Origin of the sequence: Stenotrophomonas sp. GD04054 (assembly GCF_029836955.1) — a bacterium.
In the GTDB taxonomy this organism is placed as follows: Bacteria; Pseudomonadota; Gammaproteobacteria; order Xanthomonadales; family Xanthomonadaceae; genus Stenotrophomonas; species Stenotrophomonas maltophilia_A.
Map to the genome: position 1 here is coordinate 1 of NZ_JAOECR010000071.1, position 18202 is coordinate 18202.

17 protein-coding genes are annotated in these 18202 nt (G+C 67.5%); 5 read left to right on the top strand and 12 right to left on the bottom strand.

Annotated features, from left to right (window positions below):
• From N7573_RS20705 to efp, 5 genes are all read right to left on the bottom strand, one after another.
• On the bottom strand, positions 1–673 hold a 673-nt coding region (locus N7573_RS20705; RefSeq protein WP_279943273.1), incomplete at its 3' end, for a squalene/phytoene synthase family protein.
• 11 nt (positions 674–684) lie between these two features.
• Positions 685–1380: a phosphoglycolate phosphatase gene (locus tag N7573_RS20710; RefSeq protein WP_279913065.1), complete on the bottom strand. Its 696-nt coding sequence runs from the start codon at positions 1378–1380 to the stop codon at positions 685–687.
• Positions 1377–2093 (bottom strand): bifunctional 2-polyprenyl-6-hydroxyphenol methylase/3-demethylubiquinol 3-O-methyltransferase UbiG, encoded by a 717-nt coding sequence (gene ubiG, locus N7573_RS20715; RefSeq protein ID WP_049401248.1) that lies wholly within the window; start codon positions 2091–2093, stop codon positions 1377–1379. The genes N7573_RS20710 and ubiG overlap by 4 nt, the downstream gene beginning before the upstream one ends.
• 24 nt (positions 2094–2117) lie before the next feature.
• The gene (locus N7573_RS20720) at positions 2118–3461 is read right to left on the bottom strand and encodes a TRZ/ATZ family hydrolase (RefSeq protein ID WP_279913066.1); all 1344 of its coding nucleotides are present in this window, start codon (positions 3459–3461) and stop codon (positions 2118–2120) included.
• A gap of 199 nt (positions 3462–3660) precedes the next feature.
• Positions 3661–4227, bottom strand: a complete 567-nt coding sequence (efp, locus tag N7573_RS20725) for an elongation factor P (RefSeq protein ID WP_005410381.1) — start codon at positions 4225–4227, stop codon at positions 3661–3663.
• Positions 4228–4347: 120 nt separating this feature from the next.
• Here efp and epmB point away from each other — a divergent pair, with 120 nt between their 5' ends.
• Positions 4348–5364, top strand: a complete 1017-nt coding sequence (gene epmB / locus N7573_RS20730) for an EF-P beta-lysylation protein EpmB (RefSeq protein ID WP_279913067.1) — start codon at positions 4348–4350, stop codon at positions 5362–5364.
• A 76-nt stretch (positions 5365–5440) separates the two neighbouring features.
• Here epmB and N7573_RS20735 read toward each other — a convergent pair whose 3' ends face one another.
• From N7573_RS20735 to N7573_RS20745, 3 genes are all read right to left on the bottom strand, one after another.
• Entirely contained in the window at positions 5441–7567 is a 2127-nt protein-coding gene (locus tag N7573_RS20735) for an EAL domain-containing protein (protein ID WP_279913069.1), read from the bottom strand.
• The gene (locus N7573_RS20740; RefSeq protein WP_279943274.1) at positions 7564–8466 is read right to left on the bottom strand and encodes a phosphate/phosphite/phosphonate ABC transporter substrate-binding protein; all 903 of its coding nucleotides are present in this window, start codon (positions 8464–8466) and stop codon (positions 7564–7566) included. The genes N7573_RS20735 and N7573_RS20740 overlap by 4 nt, the downstream gene beginning before the upstream one ends.
• A 76-nt stretch (positions 8467–8542) precedes the next feature.
• Positions 8543–9313 carry an RNA methyltransferase gene (locus N7573_RS20745; protein ID WP_049423915.1) on the bottom strand — a complete coding sequence of 257 codons (771 nt, stop codon included), beginning with the start codon at positions 9311–9313 and terminating at the stop codon, positions 8543–8545.
• Positions 9314–9433: 120 nt separating this feature from the next.
• Here N7573_RS20745 and N7573_RS20750 point away from each other — a divergent pair, with 120 nt between their 5' ends.
• Positions 9434–10261 carry an inositol monophosphatase family protein gene (locus N7573_RS20750; RefSeq protein WP_049401244.1) on the top strand — a complete coding sequence of 276 codons (828 nt, stop codon included), beginning with the start codon at positions 9434–9436 and terminating at the stop codon, positions 10259–10261.
• Positions 10262–10926: 665 nt separating this feature from the next.
• Here N7573_RS20750 and htpX read toward each other — a convergent pair.
• Positions 10927–11793, bottom strand: coding sequence for a protease HtpX (gene htpX, locus N7573_RS20755; protein WP_005410387.1), 867 nt, complete (start codon positions 11791–11793; stop codon positions 10927–10929).
• 93 nt (positions 11794–11886) lie between these two features.
• Between htpX and gluQRS the strand changes: the two genes are divergently transcribed.
• The 3 genes from gluQRS to phaR all read left to right on the top strand — a co-directional run bounded on the left by gluQRS (position 11887) and on the right by phaR (position 14294).
• On the top strand, positions 11887–12828 hold the full coding sequence (gene gluQRS / locus N7573_RS20760) for a tRNA glutamyl-Q(34) synthetase GluQRS (RefSeq protein ID WP_197613998.1): 942 nt from the start codon (positions 11887–11889) through the stop codon (positions 12826–12828).
• Positions 12825–13565 carry an acetoacetyl-CoA reductase gene (phbB, locus tag N7573_RS20765; protein WP_049437412.1) on the top strand — a complete coding sequence of 247 codons (741 nt, stop codon included), beginning with the start codon at positions 12825–12827 and terminating at the stop codon, positions 13563–13565. The genes gluQRS and phbB overlap by 4 nt, the downstream gene beginning before the upstream one ends.
• A gap of 183 nt (positions 13566–13748) precedes the next feature.
• The gene (gene phaR / locus N7573_RS20770; RefSeq protein WP_279913071.1) at positions 13749–14294 is read left to right on the top strand and encodes a polyhydroxyalkanoate synthesis repressor PhaR; all 546 of its coding nucleotides are present in this window, start codon (positions 13749–13751) and stop codon (positions 14292–14294) included.
• A 74-nt stretch (positions 14295–14368) separates the two neighbouring features.
• On the opposite strand, the gene N7573_RS20775 is transcribed toward phaR, so the two are convergent.
• The 3 genes from N7573_RS20775 to mutL are packed head-to-tail and all read right to left on the bottom strand — an operon-like array spanning position 14369 to position 18175.
• Positions 14369–15322 carry a TraB/GumN family protein gene (locus N7573_RS20775; protein WP_107431260.1) on the bottom strand — a complete coding sequence of 318 codons (954 nt, stop codon included), beginning with the start codon at positions 15320–15322 and terminating at the stop codon, positions 14369–14371.
• Between the two features lies 1 nt (position 15323).
• Positions 15324–16256, bottom strand: coding sequence for a DUF1684 domain-containing protein (locus N7573_RS20780; RefSeq protein ID WP_071229702.1), 933 nt, complete (start codon positions 16254–16256; stop codon positions 15324–15326).
• An 11-nt stretch (positions 16257–16267) separates the two neighbouring features.
• Positions 16268–18175 carry a DNA mismatch repair endonuclease MutL gene (gene mutL / locus N7573_RS20785; RefSeq protein WP_032130257.1) on the bottom strand — a complete coding sequence of 636 codons (1908 nt, stop codon included), beginning with the start codon at positions 18173–18175 and terminating at the stop codon, positions 16268–16270.
• Between the last annotated feature and the right edge of the window lie 27 nt (positions 18176–18202).

The window sequence follows — 18202 nt, forward strand, 5'->3', positions numbered from 1 at the left end:
GGGTGCGTACCGGCGTGGCTTCGATCGGCTTGCCTGCCGCCTGCGCGGCAACGCGTGCACGCGCCAGGCTGGACCACACGCGGCGCGGCCGCGGGCCGGGCACGCGGCTGCCCCAGCCCTTCAACAGATGCTGCGCCCAGCGCTGTGCGGCCGTGCTGGCATCACCGTCCAGCAGGCTGCGCGGCACACCGGCTACGCCGGCATCCTGCAGGCGCTGGGCCAGGGTCTGCAGCTGCACCGCACGACCGGCGCCAGTGCGCGGCTTGTCCGCGAACAGGGCTGCCTCCACCGCGGCCACGGCCTCTGCGTAGTTCGCCAGCGCGCGCTCGGCGCCGGCCGCATCCAGCGCGACGGTACGCGCTTCAACCAGATCGGGCAGCGCTTCGGCCAGTTGCGCCCACGGCGCACGCACCGGCTCCAGCAGGCGGCCCAGCGGGTGGCGCGAACGATGCGCGGCCCAGCTGCGCAGCTCCTCACCCCACCACGCCAGCTTGGCGTCGGCCGGCAACGGGTCGCCGCTGGTGTTGAGCATGTCGTCGAATTCCTGCAGCAGCGCGAACCACGCCACCGCAAGCTCGCGTTGCGATTCGGCCACGAACGGGGCGGCCACCGACCATTCCGGCCAACGGCTGCGCCACTTGTCGAGGAAACTGTCCAGCGCGGTACTGCTCACTACGTGATTCCTTACGGCTGGGCCGGGGCTGCCGGCCGGGTCGGCCAGAGGCTGGCCAGTTGCAGAAGTTCGGCGTTCTCGACCAGCACGTCGGCCTGCCAGGCCAGCGGATCGTCGCTGTGCAGGCGGTAGCCCCACAGCGCCGCCACCGACGGCATGGCGGCGGCACGTGCGGCGTTGATGTCGCGCTCGTCGTCACCCACGTACACGCAGTCTTCGGCGGCAATGCCGATGGCCTGCGCGGCGTGCAGCAACGGCAGCGGATGCGGCTTGCGTTCGGCCAGGCTGTCACCACCCACCAGTACCGCACAGCGCTGCTGCCAGCCGTGCTGCGGCAGGATCAAGCGCGCCAGATATTCAGGCTTGTTGGTGACAATGCCCCACACCGTACCGGCATCGTCCAACGCGGCGAGCATGCCGGCCACGCCATCGAACAGCACTGCGTGCTGGCCGATCAATGCTTCGTAGCGCTGCAGGAATTCCGGGATGAGCGCGTCACGTGCGGCAACGTCCAGTTCCGGGAACGCAGCCGAGACCATCGCCCGCGAGCCCTTCGACACCACCGGGCGCAGCGCGGCCGGATCGATCGGCGCGCGACCACGCTCGGCCAGCATCGCATCGCAGGTGGCGACGAAGTCCGGTGCGCTGTCCAGCAGGGTGCCGTCCAGATCGAACAGCACCGCGCGCGGGAAGCGGGCCGCGGTCATGCCGGCTTGACCGCGTAGGCCAGGTAGTTGATGTCGGTACGGCTGCTCAGGCGGGCCTGGTTGCGCCACGGCTCGTAGGCCATGCCGCTGACATCCACCAGCTGCATGTCGGCCTCGCGCAGCCAGCGCGCCAGCTCGGCCGGCTTGATGAATTCCTGGTAGTGGTGCGTGCCCTTGGGCAGCAGCCGCGCCACGTACTCGGCGCCGACGATCGCCACCGCGAAGGCGGCGGCGGTGCGGTTGATGGTCGACAGGAACAGGTGGCCGCCCGGCTTCAGCAGGCGCTTGCAGGCCTCGATGATCGCGCCCGGGTCGGGCACGTGCTCGAGCATTTCCATGCAGGTGACCACATCGAAGCTGCCCGGCTGCTCGGCGGCCAGATCTTCGGCAGCCTGCACCCGGTAATCGACCTTGGCGCCGCTTTCCAGCGCATGCAGGCGCGCGACCTTGACCAGTTCCGGGGCCAGGTCGATGGCGGTGACGTCAGCACCGGCCTGGGCCAGCGCTTCACTCAACAGGCCGCCACCACAACCGATGTCGAGCACGCGCGCACCGCGCAGCGGCACGCGATCGGCCACGTACTGCAGGCGCACCGGGTTCAGCGCATGCAGCGGCTTCTGCGGGCCGTCAGCGTCCCACCAGCGGTTGGCCAGCGCGGCGAACTTGTCCAGCTCGGCCTGATCGAAATTGGAGGAAGCGTGGGGGGCAGTCATGAGGGGTCCTTGCGGCGCCGGGGTTCAGGCGCGGATATGACGGATGCGCTCGCGCCACTGGCGCGCGTTGGCGATGATGCCCGGCAGGTCCATGCCGACCAGCTCGCGCTGCACCAGCTTCGGCTTGCCGGCAATCCAGACGTCGCTGACCTGCTGGCGGCCGGTGGCGTACACCAACTGCGACAGGACGTTGTGCAGCGGCTGGGTTTCCAGCGCGGACAGGTCGACGCAGACCAGGTCGGCCTGCTTGCCGACTTCGATGGAACCGATGCGGTCGCCGAAGCCCAGTGCGCGGGCGCCACCCAGGGTGGAGGCGCGCAGCGTGGTCGCCGCGTCGAGCGCGGTGGCATCGTCGGCCACGGCCTTGGCCAGGATCGCCGCGGTGCGGTTCTCGCTGAACATGTCCAGGTCGTTGTTGCTGGCGCAGCCATCGGTGCCGATCGCCAGGTTCACGCCGGCGCGCTGCAGGGCGCAGGCCGGGCAGAAACCGGAGGCCAGCTTCAGGTTCGATTCCGGGCAGTGCACCACGCTGACGCCACGTTCGGCGCACAGGTGGATTTCCGCATCGGTCAGCTGGGTCATGTGCACCGCGATCAGGCGGTCGTTGACCAGGCCGAGCCGATCCAGCCGCGCCAGCGGGCGCTGGCCGTGCAGCTTGATCGAATCGTTGATCTCCTGCGCGGTCTCGTGGGTGTGCAGGTGCACCTGCATGTCGAGCTGGTCGGACAGCATCCGCACCCGCTCGAAGTTGGCATCGTTGACCGTGTAGGGCGCATGCGGCGCGAATGCGGTGCCGATCAGCGGATCGGTGCGCCACTGGTCGTGCAGTTCACCGGCCTTGGCGAAGTATTCGTCGTCGGTCTTGGCCCAGGCGGTGGGGAAATCGATGATGACCGCGCCCACCAGCGCGCGGAAACCGTGCTTCTTGTAGACCGCGGCCTGCACGTCGCCGAAGAAGTAGTTCTCGTTGGCACAGGTGGTACCGCCGCGCAGCATCTCGGCGATGGCCAGGGTGGTGCCGTCGGCAACGAATTCGGGGCCGATCACCGCCGCTTCCACCGGCCAGATGTGCTGCTGCAGCCAGGTCATCAGCGGCAGGTCGTCGGCGACGCCACGCAGCAGCGTCATCGGGTTGTGCGTGTGCGCGTTGACCAGGCCCGGCATCAGCGCAGCCTCGGGGCGACTGACCACCTGGGTGGCACGGAACCGCGCACGCGCCTCGGCACGCGGCAGGATGGCCACGATTTCACTGCCACGCACGGCAACGGCATGGTCTTCCAGCACCACCGCATGCGGCTCGATCGGAACGACATAACCGGCTTCGATGAGCAGGTCGCAGGCTTCGGGGAGGTTCGGGCTATCGCTCATGCGAGCTCACTGGCTGGGGGTGGCGAGATACTTCTGGGGGACACGCCCCTGAGTCAGGGGCTGCCGCGAAGCGGCGGGGTCTGGAGACTCGTGAAGCGGGGCCCATGATCTGCCGAAGCAGATCATGGGAGCGCCAGCGCGAATGCGATGGCGCGTACCCGGCCAGCGGCCGGCACTACCGTAATCCGGCTACGCCGGATTACTTGACGCGTGCGGAGTATTCGCCCGAACGGGTGTCGACGCGGATCACTTCGTCCTGGTTCACGAACAGCGGCACGCGGACCACCGCACCGGTTTCCAGGGTGGCCGGCTTGCCGCCGCCGCCCGAGGTGTCGCCACGGACGCCCGGATCGGTTTCGGTAATCTTCAGTTCAACGAAGTTCGGCGGCTGCACGAAGATCGGCTCACCGTTCCACAGGGTGACCACGCAGGACTCTTCGCCCTTCAGCCACTTCTCGGCGCCGCCCATGCCAGCCTTGGTGGCCTGGACCTGCTCGAAGGATTCCGGGTCCATGAAGTGCCAGTACTCGCCGTCGCTGTACATGAAGTTCATGTCGGTATCGACGACGTCGGCTGCATCCAGCGAGTCGGTCGACTTCATGGTGACTTCCTGGGTACGGCCGTCCTTGATCAGGCGGTACTTCACGCGGGTGAAGGCCTGGCCCTTGCCCGGCTTGACGTATTCGGTGTCGATGATGACGGCCGGTTGGTTGTTGACCAGGATCTTCATCCCGTTCTTGACGTCGTTCATGCCGTAGCTGGCCATGCGTAAACTCCTGAGTGGCAAAAACGCCGCGGGTGCGGCGAGCCGTTAGAATGGAAAGCCCACCGGATGCCGGTGGGCGACTGTTTTTCTGCCCCCATGATAACCGCAGGCCCCCTCTCCATGCAGCTTTCCGCCTTCCCACGGCCCCAGTCGCCAGGTACGCCCGCGCGCTGGCAGCAGCTCTGGCGCCAGGCGCTGCGTGACCCGCACGCCCTGCTGGCCCGGCTGCAGCTGGACCCGGCCGCGCTGGGCGTCTCGGAGGCGGCCATGGCCCAGTTCGCGCTGCGCGTGCCCGAGGGCTTCGTGGCGCGCATGCGCGTGGGCGATGCGGCCGACCCGCTGCTGCGCCAGGTGCTGCCGGTCGACGAGGAAATGCGTCCGGCACCCGGGTTCAGCTTCGATGCGGTGGGCGATGGCGCTGCCAAGAAGGCCACCGGGGTCATCCAGAAATACCGCGGTCGCGCCCTGCTGGTCGCCACCGGCAGCTGCGCGATCAACTGCCGCTACTGCTTCCGCCGCCACTTCGACTATGGCGCGGAAAACGCCGCCAAGGGCGGCTGGCAGGAGGCCGTAGCCGCCATCGCCGCTGACCCGGACATTGACGAAGTGATCCTGTCCGGCGGTGACCCGCTGTCACTGGCCACGCACAAGCTGGTGGAGCTGACCGACGCCCTGCGCGTGATCCCGCATCTCCGCCGCCTGCGCATCCATACCCGGCTGCCGATCGTGCTGCCGGAGCGCGTGGACGATGAACTGGTCTCCTGGCTGGGCAGCCTGCCGTGGCCGCTGGCGGTCGTGGTCCACGCCAACCATGCCAATGAATTCGATGCCAGCGTGGACGCGGCGATGGCCCGCCTGCGCGGCATCGGCGCCCAGCTGCTGAACCAGGCGGTATTGCTGCGCGGGGTCAACGACAGCGTGCAGGCCCTGCAGGACCTGAGCGAGCGCAGCTTCGCCGCCGGCGTGCTGCCCTACTACCTGCACCAGCTGGACCGGGTCGAGGGCGTGGCCCACTTCGAAGTGGACGACAGCCAGGCCAAGGCGCTGATTGCCGGCCTGACCGCGCGCCTGTCCGGCTATCTGATCCCGAAGCTGGTGCGCGAACTGCCCGGCGACCCGAGCAAGCGCCCGGTGTAACAAAAAAGGGGACGGAGGGAATTAAGTCGCAAATGCACAAGCGACTTAATTCCCTCCGTCCCCTTTTTTTGGCCGGCTACAGACCCGACTCGATCATCCGTACCACTTCAGTGGCGGTCACCGGATGGCTCAGCCAATAGCCCTGGCCCAGATCGCAACCGCGCTGCGCCAGCAGCTCGAACTGCGCCTGCTGTTCGATGCCTTCGGCCACCACCGTGATGCCCAGCGCGTGGGCCATTGCGATGATCGCCGTGGTCAGGGCCAGGTCGTCGGGATCACGCTGCATGTCCGCAACAAAGCTCTTGTCGATCTTCACGCCGTCCACGGGCACCTGGCGCAGATGACTGAGCCCGGAGAAGCCGGTACCGAAATCGTCCAGCCAGACCTTCACGCCGGTGCGGTGCAGCTTGTCCAGCAGCTGCGCGGCAACCATCTCGTCGCCGATCACGGCGGTTTCGGTCAGCTCCAGGTGCAGGCGCGACGCCGGCAGCCCGGACTCATGCAGGCACTGCGCGACCAGTGCCGGCAGTTCGCCGCCACGCAGCTGCCGCGGTGACACGTTGACCGACACGAACAGATCATCGCCCGCTGCCCCGCGCGGCCACTGCGAGGCCTCCATGCAGGCCGCACGCAGCACCTTCGGGCCGATGATCTCGATCAGGCCACTCTGCTCGGCCACCTCGATGAACACCGAGGGCGGGATCGTGCCCAGGGTCGGATGCTGCCAGCGCAGCAGTACTTCAACGCCGACCATGCGGCGGTCGCGCATGCGGAAGATCGGCTGGTAGGCCAGGCGCAGCTCACCGCGCTCCCAGGCGCCGCGCAGCTCCTGTTCCATATGCACGCGACGCTCGACCGCATGGTCCATCGCCCGGCTGTAATAGCGATAGCAGTTCTTGCCGGCCATCTTCGCCTGGTACATGGCGATGTCGCCGTTCTTCAGCAGCGTGGTCGCATCGGCAGCATCGTCGGGGAACAGGGTCACGCCGATCGAGGTGCCCAGGAACAGTTCCCTGCCCTGCACCACCAGCGGCTTGCCCAGCTCGCGCACCAGCACCTCGGCCAGCAGCCGCGCGTTGGCGGCCACGTCGCCATCACCGACCAGGATCACGAACTCGTCGCCGCCGAAGCGGGCCAGCAGCGCCTCATCGCCGCCCGCCTCGGTCACCGCGCGCCCGATGCGCTGCGCGAACTGCAACAGTGCCTCGTCACCGGCCTCATGGCCGAGGGTGTCGTTGACGCGCTTGAAATCGTCGATATCAGCGAACAGCAGGCCCAGCCGATGATTGGATGCGCGCGCCGCCATCAGGCGATGGTCCAGTGCTTCCCGGAACGCCAGCCGGTTGGTCAACCCGGTCAGCGCATCGGTATACGCCATGCGCCGTACCTCACGGTCATGGCGGGCGATGGAATCGCGCATCCGGGCAAAGCCGCGCACCAGCTCGCCGACCTCATCGTCGCGGGTATTCTCGGCCAGCGGCGCTTGGTAGTCGCCGGCCTCGATGCGGCGCGCCGCGGCAGCCAGATCCCGGATCGGCGCAACCAGGGTGCGCTGCACGTACAGGATCACCACCACGCCGATCACCACCAGCAGGCCCAGCATCAGCAGCAGCCAGCCCAGGTGACGGCTGCCAACCTGCTGCAGGCGCTCGCCCAGGGTGGCGTTGGCCGCCTGCTCGCGCTGCTGCACCTCATCCAGCGCCATGCCGACCCGGACGCCGCCAATGCGCTGGTTGCCGATCATGATCGGCATGGTGTTGTCGAGCACCTTCGGCGATTCCTGCACGACCAGCATCTGCGCGGCCGCGGCCTTGGGTGCCAGTGGATCGGCCATCGGCTGACCGAATCCGGACACCTCGACCGAGCCATCGTGTACCAGTCGGCCGCGTTCATCGAACACCAGTACATAGCGCACCACGGGCTGGCGCGCGGTACTGCGCACCAGTACGCCCACCTGGTCCAGGTCACGGTAGTACAACGGGTTGGCCAAGGCGTCGGACAGCTCACGCGCCATCGCCTCGCCGCGACTGCGCACGCTGCGGTCGAACAATTCATGGATGACGCCGCCGCTGAGGTTGCGCACCTCGCCCTGCATTGCGGCCTGCCGCCCCAACAACACCGCAAGGATCGCGATCACCACGACCATCGCCCCGCCCATCGCGAGCAGGAACCGGGCCTGCATCCCCGAGCCAAGCCACTTCATTCCACTTCCATCCGCACGCGCGTCAATCCTTGTCTCAATTCATCCAACCGCTGCTGCGCATGCGCATCGACGCGGTGGAACCCGGAAGTGCCAAAAAACCGATGCAGCGCCCCCTGTGCCTGCGGGTCGCTGGCTGCCTGCAGCAGTACTTCCTGCAGGCGATCGCGCACGCGTGGATCAAGGTCGGCGCGGACCATCTCCACCGCACGCGGGTAGGGCTCGGTGCGCAGCAGCTCGCGGAAGTCGCGCCGGAACGCTGCCGGCATCCGCCGCTCGTCGTTCCAGTCCACGCTGCTCACCGCCCCCACGTCAACCACCCCCTTGTGCACGAACGTCGCGATGTTCAGCTCGCTGCGTGCAAACACGTAACCCACACTGTCCCGGCCCGGCATGTCCCATGCACCGGCCAGGATCTGGGGCGACAGGCCCTCCTGCAGCAACGTCATCACCGGCACCAGATAGGCACTGGTGGACGCCGTGTTCTGCAGGGCCAGGCGATGGCCCCGCAGATCCTGCACGCGCTGGATCGGGCTGTCGCGGCGCACGAAGAACACCGTCTGGTAATCACGCACGCCGTTGCGCTCGGTCAGCAGCAGTGGACGGGCGCCACTGCGCTGGCCCAGCGCCACCGCCGTACCGGAGGTTTCCGTGACCCAGTCGACCCTGCCCCGCCGCAGATAGCTGGCCATCTGCTGCGGGTCGCGTGCCATCAGGATCCTCCCCTCCTTGATGCCAACGTCGTGCATGCGCGCCACCACGTAGTCCAGCAATGGTTGCAGCTGCTCGTAATGGGCCTTGGGATCATCGCTGATCCGGCCCAGCACCAGCACCGGGTCCGGTGCTGCACGCACCGTCCCGGCCAGCAGGACCATGGCCAGGCTCAGCAGTCCCCCCTGCATTGCCTTTCGCAGACCCGACACAGGCTTCATCCCCCCTGGGTATCCGGACAGACTACCCGAAAAAATGAGAACGTCGTCAGCTGTCCTTGCCGCCTGCCTGGGCCAGTCGCGCCATGCGCTGGGTGTCGGCGAGGATGCCGCGCAGCAGGCGCACTTCCTGCTCGCTCGGCTCACTGCGCAGGAACAGGCGGCGCAGCTTGCGCATCGCCGATTCCGGGGCGCGGCCCTTGTGGAAATCGATCTCGTCCAGCGTGTCGCCAAGCTGGGCGAAGAAGCTCTCCATCTGCTCGTGGCTGGCCGCCTGTTCGCGGAAGCCGGGCTCGGCATCGGTGGCCGGCTGCGCGCCCAGCAGCTGCATGCGCGTTTCATAGGCCAGCACCTGCACGGCGGCAGCCAGGTTGAGCGAGCTGAACTCCGGGTCGGACGGGATGTGCACCGCTGCATGGCAGAGCTGCAGTTCCTCGTTGGTCAGGCCGGTGCGCTCACGGCCGAACACCAGCGCCACCTCGGCGCCCTCGCCGGCCTTGGCCACCGCGCGGGCAGCGGCATCGGCCGGCAGGTACTCCTCCAGCTGGACGCGGCGTGCGCGGGCGGTGCAGCCCAGCACCAGGCGGCAATCGGCCACCGCCTCGGCCAGGGTGGCCACCACCGGGGCATCCCCCAGCACGTCTTCGGCACCGGCCGAGCGGCGGAAGGCCTCCTCGTCCAGTGGCTTTTCGGGGGCAACCAGCACCAGGCGGGCCAGGCCCATGGTCTTCAGGGCGCGGGCGGCGGCGCCCATGTTGCCGGGGTGCTGGGTACCGACCAGGACGAATCGGAGGCGGGTGGCGGCAGGAAACTGGGACATGAACAGGGAAAAGGTCGAGCTGGACGATGACCAATGGTAAACTGTGCGGCCGGCCACTGCGCCGGACCCGCTCTTTTCCCCCGCCAGTCCATCTCTTCTGCCTTTCCGGGAGCCCACGCCATGCAGAAACCCGCCGTAACCGTCATGGTCAAGGCCGCCCGCCTCGCCGGCAACGTCCTGTTGCGCAACATCAACAAGCTCGAGGCACTGAACGTGGTGCAGAAGGGCCGGATGGACTACGCCAGCGAAGTGGATGCGGACGCGGAAAAGGTCATCGTCAAGGAACTCAAGCGCGCCTACCCCGAATACGGTGTATTCGGCGAGGAAGGCGGCGTGCAGGGCGAGCGTCGCCACATGTGGGTCATCGACCCGCTGGACGGCACCAGCAACTACCTGCGCGGCGTGCCGCACTACTGCGTGTCGATCGCCCTGGTCGAGAACGGCGAGCCGACCGATGCGGTCATCTTCGACCCGCTGCGCAATGAACTGTTCACCGCCAGCCGTGGCGCCGGCGCCGTGCTGAACGACCGCCGCATCCGCGTGGCCGAACGCAAGGATCTGGAAGGCACCATGATCCACACCGGCTTCGCGCCGCGTGAGCGCAACCGCGCCAGCGCCCAGCTGAAGGCGGTCGACGCCCTGCTGGTGCACGGCGAAGACATCCGCCGCACCGGCTCGGCTGCACTGGACCTGGCCTACGTGGCCTGCGGCCGCGCCGACGCCTACTTCGAAGCCGGCGTGAAGGCATGGGACATCGCTGCCGGCCTGCTGCTGGTCCGCGAAGCGGGCGGCAAGGTCTGCGACTTCAAGGGCGCCACCCTGGGCCGCATGGACAACCGCGGTCCGGAGACCCACCAGATCGTGGCCGGCAACCTGAAGGTGGCCGAGTCGCTGCAGAAGGTGCTGGTGAACACTGGCTACGCGGCGGAGTTCGACGCGAAGTTCTGAGGTTTCGCGTAATGCGGTTCATGGAGACGGCGCCTGCGAGGGTGCCGTTTTCGTTTGTGCGCACGGAGAGTCATTTCCGCGACCGCGGAGGGGTGTCACTTTCTTTGCTCGTGCAAAGAAAGTAACCAAAGAAACACGCCGCCGGGGCGCGAGCCGATGCTGCGCATCGGTACCCTGCGCTCCTCGGCCCGTCGAGGGACGGTGCGGGAACTCGCTGCGCTCAGACACCCGCACCTCTTCGCCCTCGCCGGACCTGCGGTGCTCGGCTCGCTCAAGGCGGACCCAAGGTCAAATGCCACAGCGGCACCCGGTTGATCCCTGCCACGCGTGCATGCTGTTGCCCTTGATCTTGACCTTCCAGTCCGCCTTGAGCGAGCCGAGCATCGCAGGGGAATCAGGGGCGAAGAGGCGCCGGTGTCTGAGCGCAGCGAGTTCGGCGCCGTCCCCTGATTCACCGAGAAGCGCAGGGTACCGGCGCGTAGCGACGGCTCGCGGCTGGCGGAGCGTTTCTTTGGTTACTTTCTTTGCGCGCAAAGAAAGTGACACCCCTCCGCGGTCGCGGAAATGACCCTAGGCATCGCCTGGCGCCACCAATGCGTGCGCGCGCAAAACAAAAACGCCCGGCGCGAGGCCAGGCGTTCCTGCACTGCTTTACGAGCGAAAGCTCACGCCACCGTCGACGCCCGCAGCGCGGCGATGCGCTCTTCCAGCGGCGGATGGCTCATGAACAGCTTCTTCGCCGTCGAACCAGCAATACCGAAGGCGGCAATCTGGGTCGGCAGCGTGCTCTGGCCGTGGTTGAGCTGCAGGCGCTCCAGCGCGGCGATCATCTTCTGGCGGCCGGCCAGCGAGGCACCGCCGGCGTCGGCGCGGAACTCGCGGTGGCGCGAGAACCACATCGAGATCATCGTGGCGAACAGGCCGAACACCATCTCCAGCACGAACACGATGATGTAATAGGCGAAGCCGCGGCCGCCGCCTTCGCGGTTGCCGGACAGCGCGCTGTCGATGATGCCGCCGACCACGCGGGCCAGCACGATCACGAAGGTGTTCAGCACGCCCTGCAGCAGCGCCATGGTGATCATGTCACCGTTGGCGACGTGGGCGATCTCGTGGCCCAGCACCGCTTCGGCCTCGTCTTCGCTCATGTTGTGCAGCAGGCCGGTGGACACCGCCACCAGCGCGTTGTTGCGGTTGGCGCCAGTGGCGAAGGCGTTGATCTCCGGGCCTTCGTACACCGCTACTTCGGGCATGCCGATACCGGCCGCCTTGGCCTGGCGCTCGACGGTGGCCAGCAGCCAGCGCTCGGTCTGGTTGCGCGGCTCGGTGATCACCACCGCACCGGTGGAGCGCTTGGCCATCCACTTGGAGAGCAGCAGCGAGATGAAGGAGCCACCGAAGCCGAAGATCGCGGCCATGACCAGCAGGCCGCTCATCTGGCTTGGATTGACCCCGAGCAACGACATCACGATGCTGGCGAGAATCAGGACCGCGAAGTTGGTCGCCAGGAACAGGGCAATGCGGGTAAACATGGGAAAATCCGGCTCGGAAGGGGTCGATACCGGTCAATTTGCGGTGTGGTCAGCTTGAATTCAAGCGCCAACCTGACCGACGATTCAGCCAGCATGACCTCCCCCATTCCCTGCGGTCGTTTCGCGCCCTCGCCGACCGGCCTGCTCCATCCCGGATCCCTGCTCGCCGCCTTCGGCAGCTGGCTGCTCGCGCGACATAACGGCGGCTTGTGGCGGCTGCGCATCGAAGACGTCGATCCACCACGCACCGTGCCCGGCGCCGCCGAGTCACAGCTGCAGGCGCTGGCAGCGTTCGGCCTGGTCCACGATGGCCCGATCCTCTGGCAGAGCACCCGCGGCGAGGCCTACCAGGCCGCGCTGGACGTGCTGCTGGCCAGCGACCAGGCCTTTGTCTGCCACTGCAGCCGCAGCGACCTGGCCGCCAACGGCGGCATCCACCATCGTTGCGTCGCCCGGCAACCTCGACCGGACCCTGCCGTCCGCTTCCGCGTGCCACCGGGCAGCATCGTGCACTTCGACGATGGCCTGCGCGGCCCGCAGCAGCAGGACGTGCACGCCGAAGTCGGCGACTTCGTGCTGCGCCGCGCCGATGGCTGCTGGGCCTACCAGTTGGCCGTGGTGGTCGATGACGCCGCACAAGGAGTGACCGAAGTGGTGCGCGGCGCCGACCTGCTCGACTCCACCGCGCGGCAGATCCTGCTGCAGCAGGCATTGGGGCTGGCGGTGCCGCGCTACTGGCACCTGCCGCTGCTGCTGGATGCGCCGGGCCACAAACTGTCCAAGTCGCTGGCGGCGCTGCCGGTGGACAGTTCGCACCCGCTGCCCGTGCTGCGCCAGCTCTGGAAGCTGCTCGGCCAGGCACCTGGGGCGCTGGAACCTGCGCACGACCTGGATACGCTGCTGGCCACCGCTCGGCAGGCCTTCGACCCGGCACGACTGCCGCGGACCGACATCCTGTTGCCAGCCGGCGCACTTTCCGCGCCGATGTTGCAGAATCCCCCTTCCCCCACCCGACACCCGGACAACACTCCATGACATCTCGCGTCGCACTGGTCACCGGCGGAACCGGCGGCATCGGCACCGCCATCTGCCAACGCCTGGCCGACCAGGGCCACCGGGTCGCCACCAACTACCGCGACGAGGCCAAGGCCCGCGCCTGGCAGCAGGCAATGACCGAACGCGGCTACAGCGTGTCGATCTTCCCGGGCGATGTCTCCGATCCAGGCAGCGCCGAAGCGCTGGTGCGCGCGGTCGAGGCCGAACTGGGTCCGGTCGAGATCCTGGTCAACAACGCCGGCATCACCCGCGACACCACCTTCCACCGCATGCGCGCGGACCAGTGGCACGATGTGATCAACACCAATCTCAATTCGGTGTTCAACGTCACCCGTCCGGTCATCGAGGGCATGCGCCGCCGCGGCTGGGGCCGGGTCATCCAGATCAGCTCGATCAACGGCCTGAAGGGCCAGTACGGTCAGGCCAACTACGCGGCGGCCAAGGCCGGCATGCACGGCTTCACCATCTCGCTGGCCCGCGAGAACGCCGGCTTCGGCATCACCGTCAACACCATTTCGCCCGGCTACGTCGCTACCGACATGGTGATGGCGGTGCCGGAGGAGGTGCGTGCCAAGATCATCGCCGACATCCCCACCGGACGCCTGGGCAAGCCGGAGGAAATCGCCTACGGCGTCTCGTTCCTGGTCGCCGATGAAGCCTCGTGGATCACCGGTAGCAACCTGGACATCAACGGCGGCCACCATATGGGTTGGTAAGCCGCGCAGCGGGCCATCGCGGCGAACGCCGCCGGCCCCTGCCAAGAGTCATGCTGCGCAGCACGCAAACCCTTGTTGCGCAACATGATCGCCGCCGAAAGCCAAGCCTGGCGGGGGCTGAGGCGGTTGCAACGGCTGCTGCACTGCGCCATGCTGCGCGTCTACTGTGACGAGTACCGCTTCATGGCTGCGACCCGCATCATCAAGAAGTATCCGAACCGCCGTCTCTACGACACCGAGATCTCCAGCTACATCACCATCGAGGACGTGCGCCAGCTGATCCTGGACGGTGAAGACTTCGAAGTCCGCGACGCCAAGAGCGGCGACGACCTCACGCGATCGGTCCTGCTGCAGATCATCGCCGACCAGGAACAGGACGGCGAACCGATGCTGTCCACCCAGCTGCTGAGCCAGCTGATCCGCTTCTACGGCGATTCCCTGCAGGGCTTCATGGGCAACTACCTGGAGCGCAGCATGCAGGTCTTCCTCGACCAGCAGCAGCAGTTCCGCCAGCAGATGGGCAACCTGCTGGGGCAGACCCCGTGGGCGATGATGAACCAGCTGACCGAGCGCAACCTGGAGCTGTGGCAGGAATTCCAGCGCAACATGGGCACCGGCTTCGGTGGCCCGCGTCCGGGCGGCACCGGAACCGGAACCGGAACCGGCGCAGGTACCGGCAACAAGCCGAACGAACCGGGCACCGGCACCGGCGGCAAGACCCGCCGCTGAGCTGCAGCATCGGCTGATACGAAAACGGCGCGCCCCTGGCGCGCCGTTTTGTTTGGCATCGCGCCAACGATACGTCAGCGTTTCGCCTTGCACCCCGTGCATACGCGCTCGACCTTGTAACCCTTCGCCTTCAGCTTCTCGACCACGCCGTCGTTGCCCAGCAGGTGCAGCGTGCCCACCACCACCAGCGTACCGCCCTGCCCTGCCTGCAGGTACGGCAGCAGCTTCGGCACCCAGGCGTCATTGCGGCCGGTATTGATGCGCTGATACAGCTGCGGATACTGCTGGCGCATTTCCGCCGCCATCCGGGTCCACAGCACGCGCTCGTCACCGCGGCGCCAGGCGTCGTGCAGCTGGCGTGCCTGCTCGTCGGCCTTGCCGGCCTGGTCCAGCGCTTCGGCCAGCATCTGCCGCTGTTCCTGCAGCGTCATTCCGTCGAGCATGCCGATCTGGGTGTCGATGTCTTCCAGTCCCGCAGTCTTGCGCCCGGTCTTCTGCGCACGCTCCATGAAGTGACGGTCCAGGCCCAGTGCCGGGTCCAGGCCCAGCTTCTGCATCTGCCCGACCGAAATGCTCAGGCCGACAAACCACGGCTTCATCCCCTGCATCTGCGCCAGCGGCAGCTTGTTTTCGGTGGCGAACACCTGCAGCTTCTGCCAGGTCGCAGCATCCAGATCGCGCTTGAGCTCGCTGCCATCGGTGCGCACCGCCGCCTGCACCATGCGGCTGGCCAACTGTGGCGACTGCATGTCTTCCGGCGACAGTTCGAACACGACCCGCTGCGAAGCCTCGAACGCCTGTTCGACATCGGGCGACAACGGGTAGTCCTGCGGCTTCAGCAGGTGGAAGGAACCGAGCAGGTAGAGGCGCGAATCGCCCGGACCGGTCACTTTCCACAGCAACGGCACCGGCGGCTTGGCCGCCGCTGCGCCAGTGGTATCGGCTTGCACGGTACGCGCTGCAACCAGCGGTGCCAGCGCACAGGCCGCCAACAGAACGGTGGCACGCAACAGGGATCTGATCGGCATATCAGCCTTCTCCTTCAGGCAGGTGGTACGCCTTCTCGCCCGCTTCCACACGCAGGTCCAACCGGTTTTCCGGTGGCGCCAACGGGCAGGTCGCGTAAGCGGTGAACGCACACGGTGGGTTGTAGGCATGGTTGAAATCGATGCGCACGGTGCCATCGGCAGCGGGGGCATCGGTATCCAGATAGCGACCGGCCGGATAGCTGCCACGGCCACTGGTGCGATCGGCAAAGATCAGGAACAGCGGCTGCCCCGGCGCACCGATCGCCTCCAGCCGCCAGCTGCGGCCATCGCGCTGGAACTCGACCGCGCCGGCATTGGGCATTTCGGTGGTCAGGCCGGTGATGTCGACGATGGGCAGGGTCTTGCCCGGCGGGTGCGCGATGAAGCGCGCCTGCACCTGCCAGTCCGGGCCGCCCGGCCAGTACTCCAGCCCACCGAAATCGCGACGTGCCGGCGCATCGGCGTGCTTGACCCGCAGCGCATCGCGCGGACCGCGGCGGATGATGCTGAGCTGGCCTTTGCCGCCATCGAAAGCCAGCAGCGTCGGCTGCGGATCCTTGTCGGTGTCGATGCGGATGCGGCCGCGCACCGGCTGGCCATCATGGCTGACATCCACACCGGCTTCGGGCGTAAACCACCATTGGCTGCCTTCACGGCGCAGCAGGCCCAGCTTGTCCGGCCCAACCGCCAGGCGGATGCCATTGGTCGCGCCGCTGCCGACGAAGTGGGATTTGTTCTGCAGCCAGTGCAGGCCGACCAGCGCGGTCCAGCCATCGGGCCGGGTCAGGTCCTGATAGCGTGCCACCCGCCACTGCTGCTGCTCGGCGGCATAGGACGGATCCTCCGCGGCCGAGGCCGGTGCCGGCGGCGTTGCCGGGCTGCAGGCGGCCAACACCAAAGCGGCCAGCAGGCCGCCCATTCCCCGATAACGCATCGATGCTCCCCTCAACGTCCGCGCAGGAACCAGCGGTCGATCTCCGCCAGCGAAAAACGGGCCCAGGTCGGTCGGCCGTGGTTGCACTGGCCGGACCGCTCGGTGATTTCCATGTCGCGCAGCAGCGCGTTCATTTCCGGCACGGTCAGGCGCCGGTTGGCGCGCACCGCCCCATGGCAGGCCATGGTCGACAGCAGTTCGTCACGTGCACTGGCCACGCGCCGGCTCTGGCCGTGTTCGCGCAGGTCGGTCAGCACGTCGCGCAGCAGGCCTTCCGGTTCGGCATGCGCCAGAAGCGCCGGAATACTGCGCACGTGCAGCGCACCGGGACCGGCACGGGTCACTTCGAAGCCCAGTGCGGCCAGGGTTTCACTTTCATTCTCGGCGGTGTCGGCTTCGCGCTCGCCCACCGCCAGCGTGATCGGCACCAGCAACGGTTGCGACTGCAGGCCGATGCCATCGTGCGCGTTCTTCAGCCGCTCGTAACCGATGCGTTCGTGTGCCGCGTGCATGTCGACCACGATCAGGCCTTCGGCGTTCTCGGCCAGGATGTAGATGCCATGCAGCTGCGCGATCGCGTAGCCCAGCGGTGGCACGCCAGCGTCGGCACTGGTGACCGGCAGCCCGTTCTCGGTCGGCATCGGCGGCAGCGCAGCACCGCGTTCGGCGCCGGCCGGTGCGGCATACAGCGCGGCATAGGCCGCCGGTGCATCGGCCACCTGCAATCCCAGCGGTTGCTGCGGGCGCCAACCCGAGAATCCACCACCGCCACCACTCGAACCGGCACCCGGTGCGGCACCGCGTACCAGACCGAAACCGGAGGCACCCGCACTGGAGACCATCGGTGCCGCGCCTGCATCCACCGGATGCGCGGAGCCGGCGCCGATGTCCTGCACCGACATGCCGGCGCGGGTATCGGCCAGCGCATCCTTCAGCGTGCGGTAGACAAAATCATGCACCAGCCGCGAGTCGCGGAAGCGCACCTCGTGCTTGGCCGGGTGCACGTTGACGTCGACGCGGGTCGGGTCAAGCTCCAGGAACAGCACGTAGGCCGGTTGGCGGCCGTGATACAGCACGTCGCCATAGGCCATCTTCACCGCATGGGCGACGCTGCGGTCGCGCACCGAGCGGCCGTTGACGTACAGGTACTGCTGGTCGGCGCTGGCGCGCGAATAATGCGGCTGCGCGATCCAGCCGTGCAGGCGCAGGCCGGCACCGCTGTGGTCGACGCGAACGGCCTGGTTGGCGAAATCCTCGCCCAGCGTTTCGGCCAATCGCGCATCGGAATACAGATCGCCCGGCTTGTAGCGACGCGAGGCCTTGCCGTTGTGCGAGACGCGCAGTTCGACATCCGGCCGCGCCAGCGCCAGCGAACGCAGCCATTCTTCGATATGGCCCAGCTCGGTGCGCTCGGCGCGCAGGAACTTGCGCCGCGCCGGTACGTTGTAGAACAGCTCGCGCACTTCCACCGTGGTGCCCGGCGCATGCGCGCGCGGCGTAACTTCGCCGATCTTGCCGCCTTCGATCTGCAGCGCCGAACCGTGTTCGTCATGTGCACGACGCGAGGACAGGGTGAAGCGGCTGACCGAGGCGATCGATGGCAGCGCTTCACCCCGGAAACCTAGCGTGGCCACCGATTCAAGATCGTCCAGATCGGCGATCTTGCTGGTGGCGTGGCGCGATACCGCCAGCGGCAGCTGTTCCGGCGCGATGCCACTGCCGTTGTCGCGGATGCGGATCAGGCGGACACCGCCCTCCTCAAGATCGATATCAACGCGGCTGGCGCCGGCATCGATCGCGTTCTCGACCAGCTCCTTGACCACCGACGCGGGACGTTCGACCACTTCGCCAGCGGCGATCTGGTTGATGAGGATCTCCGGCAACGGCCGGATCGGGCGCGGATGGGTAGCAGACGTCATGCGGGGATGATAACGGAGCGGCCGAGG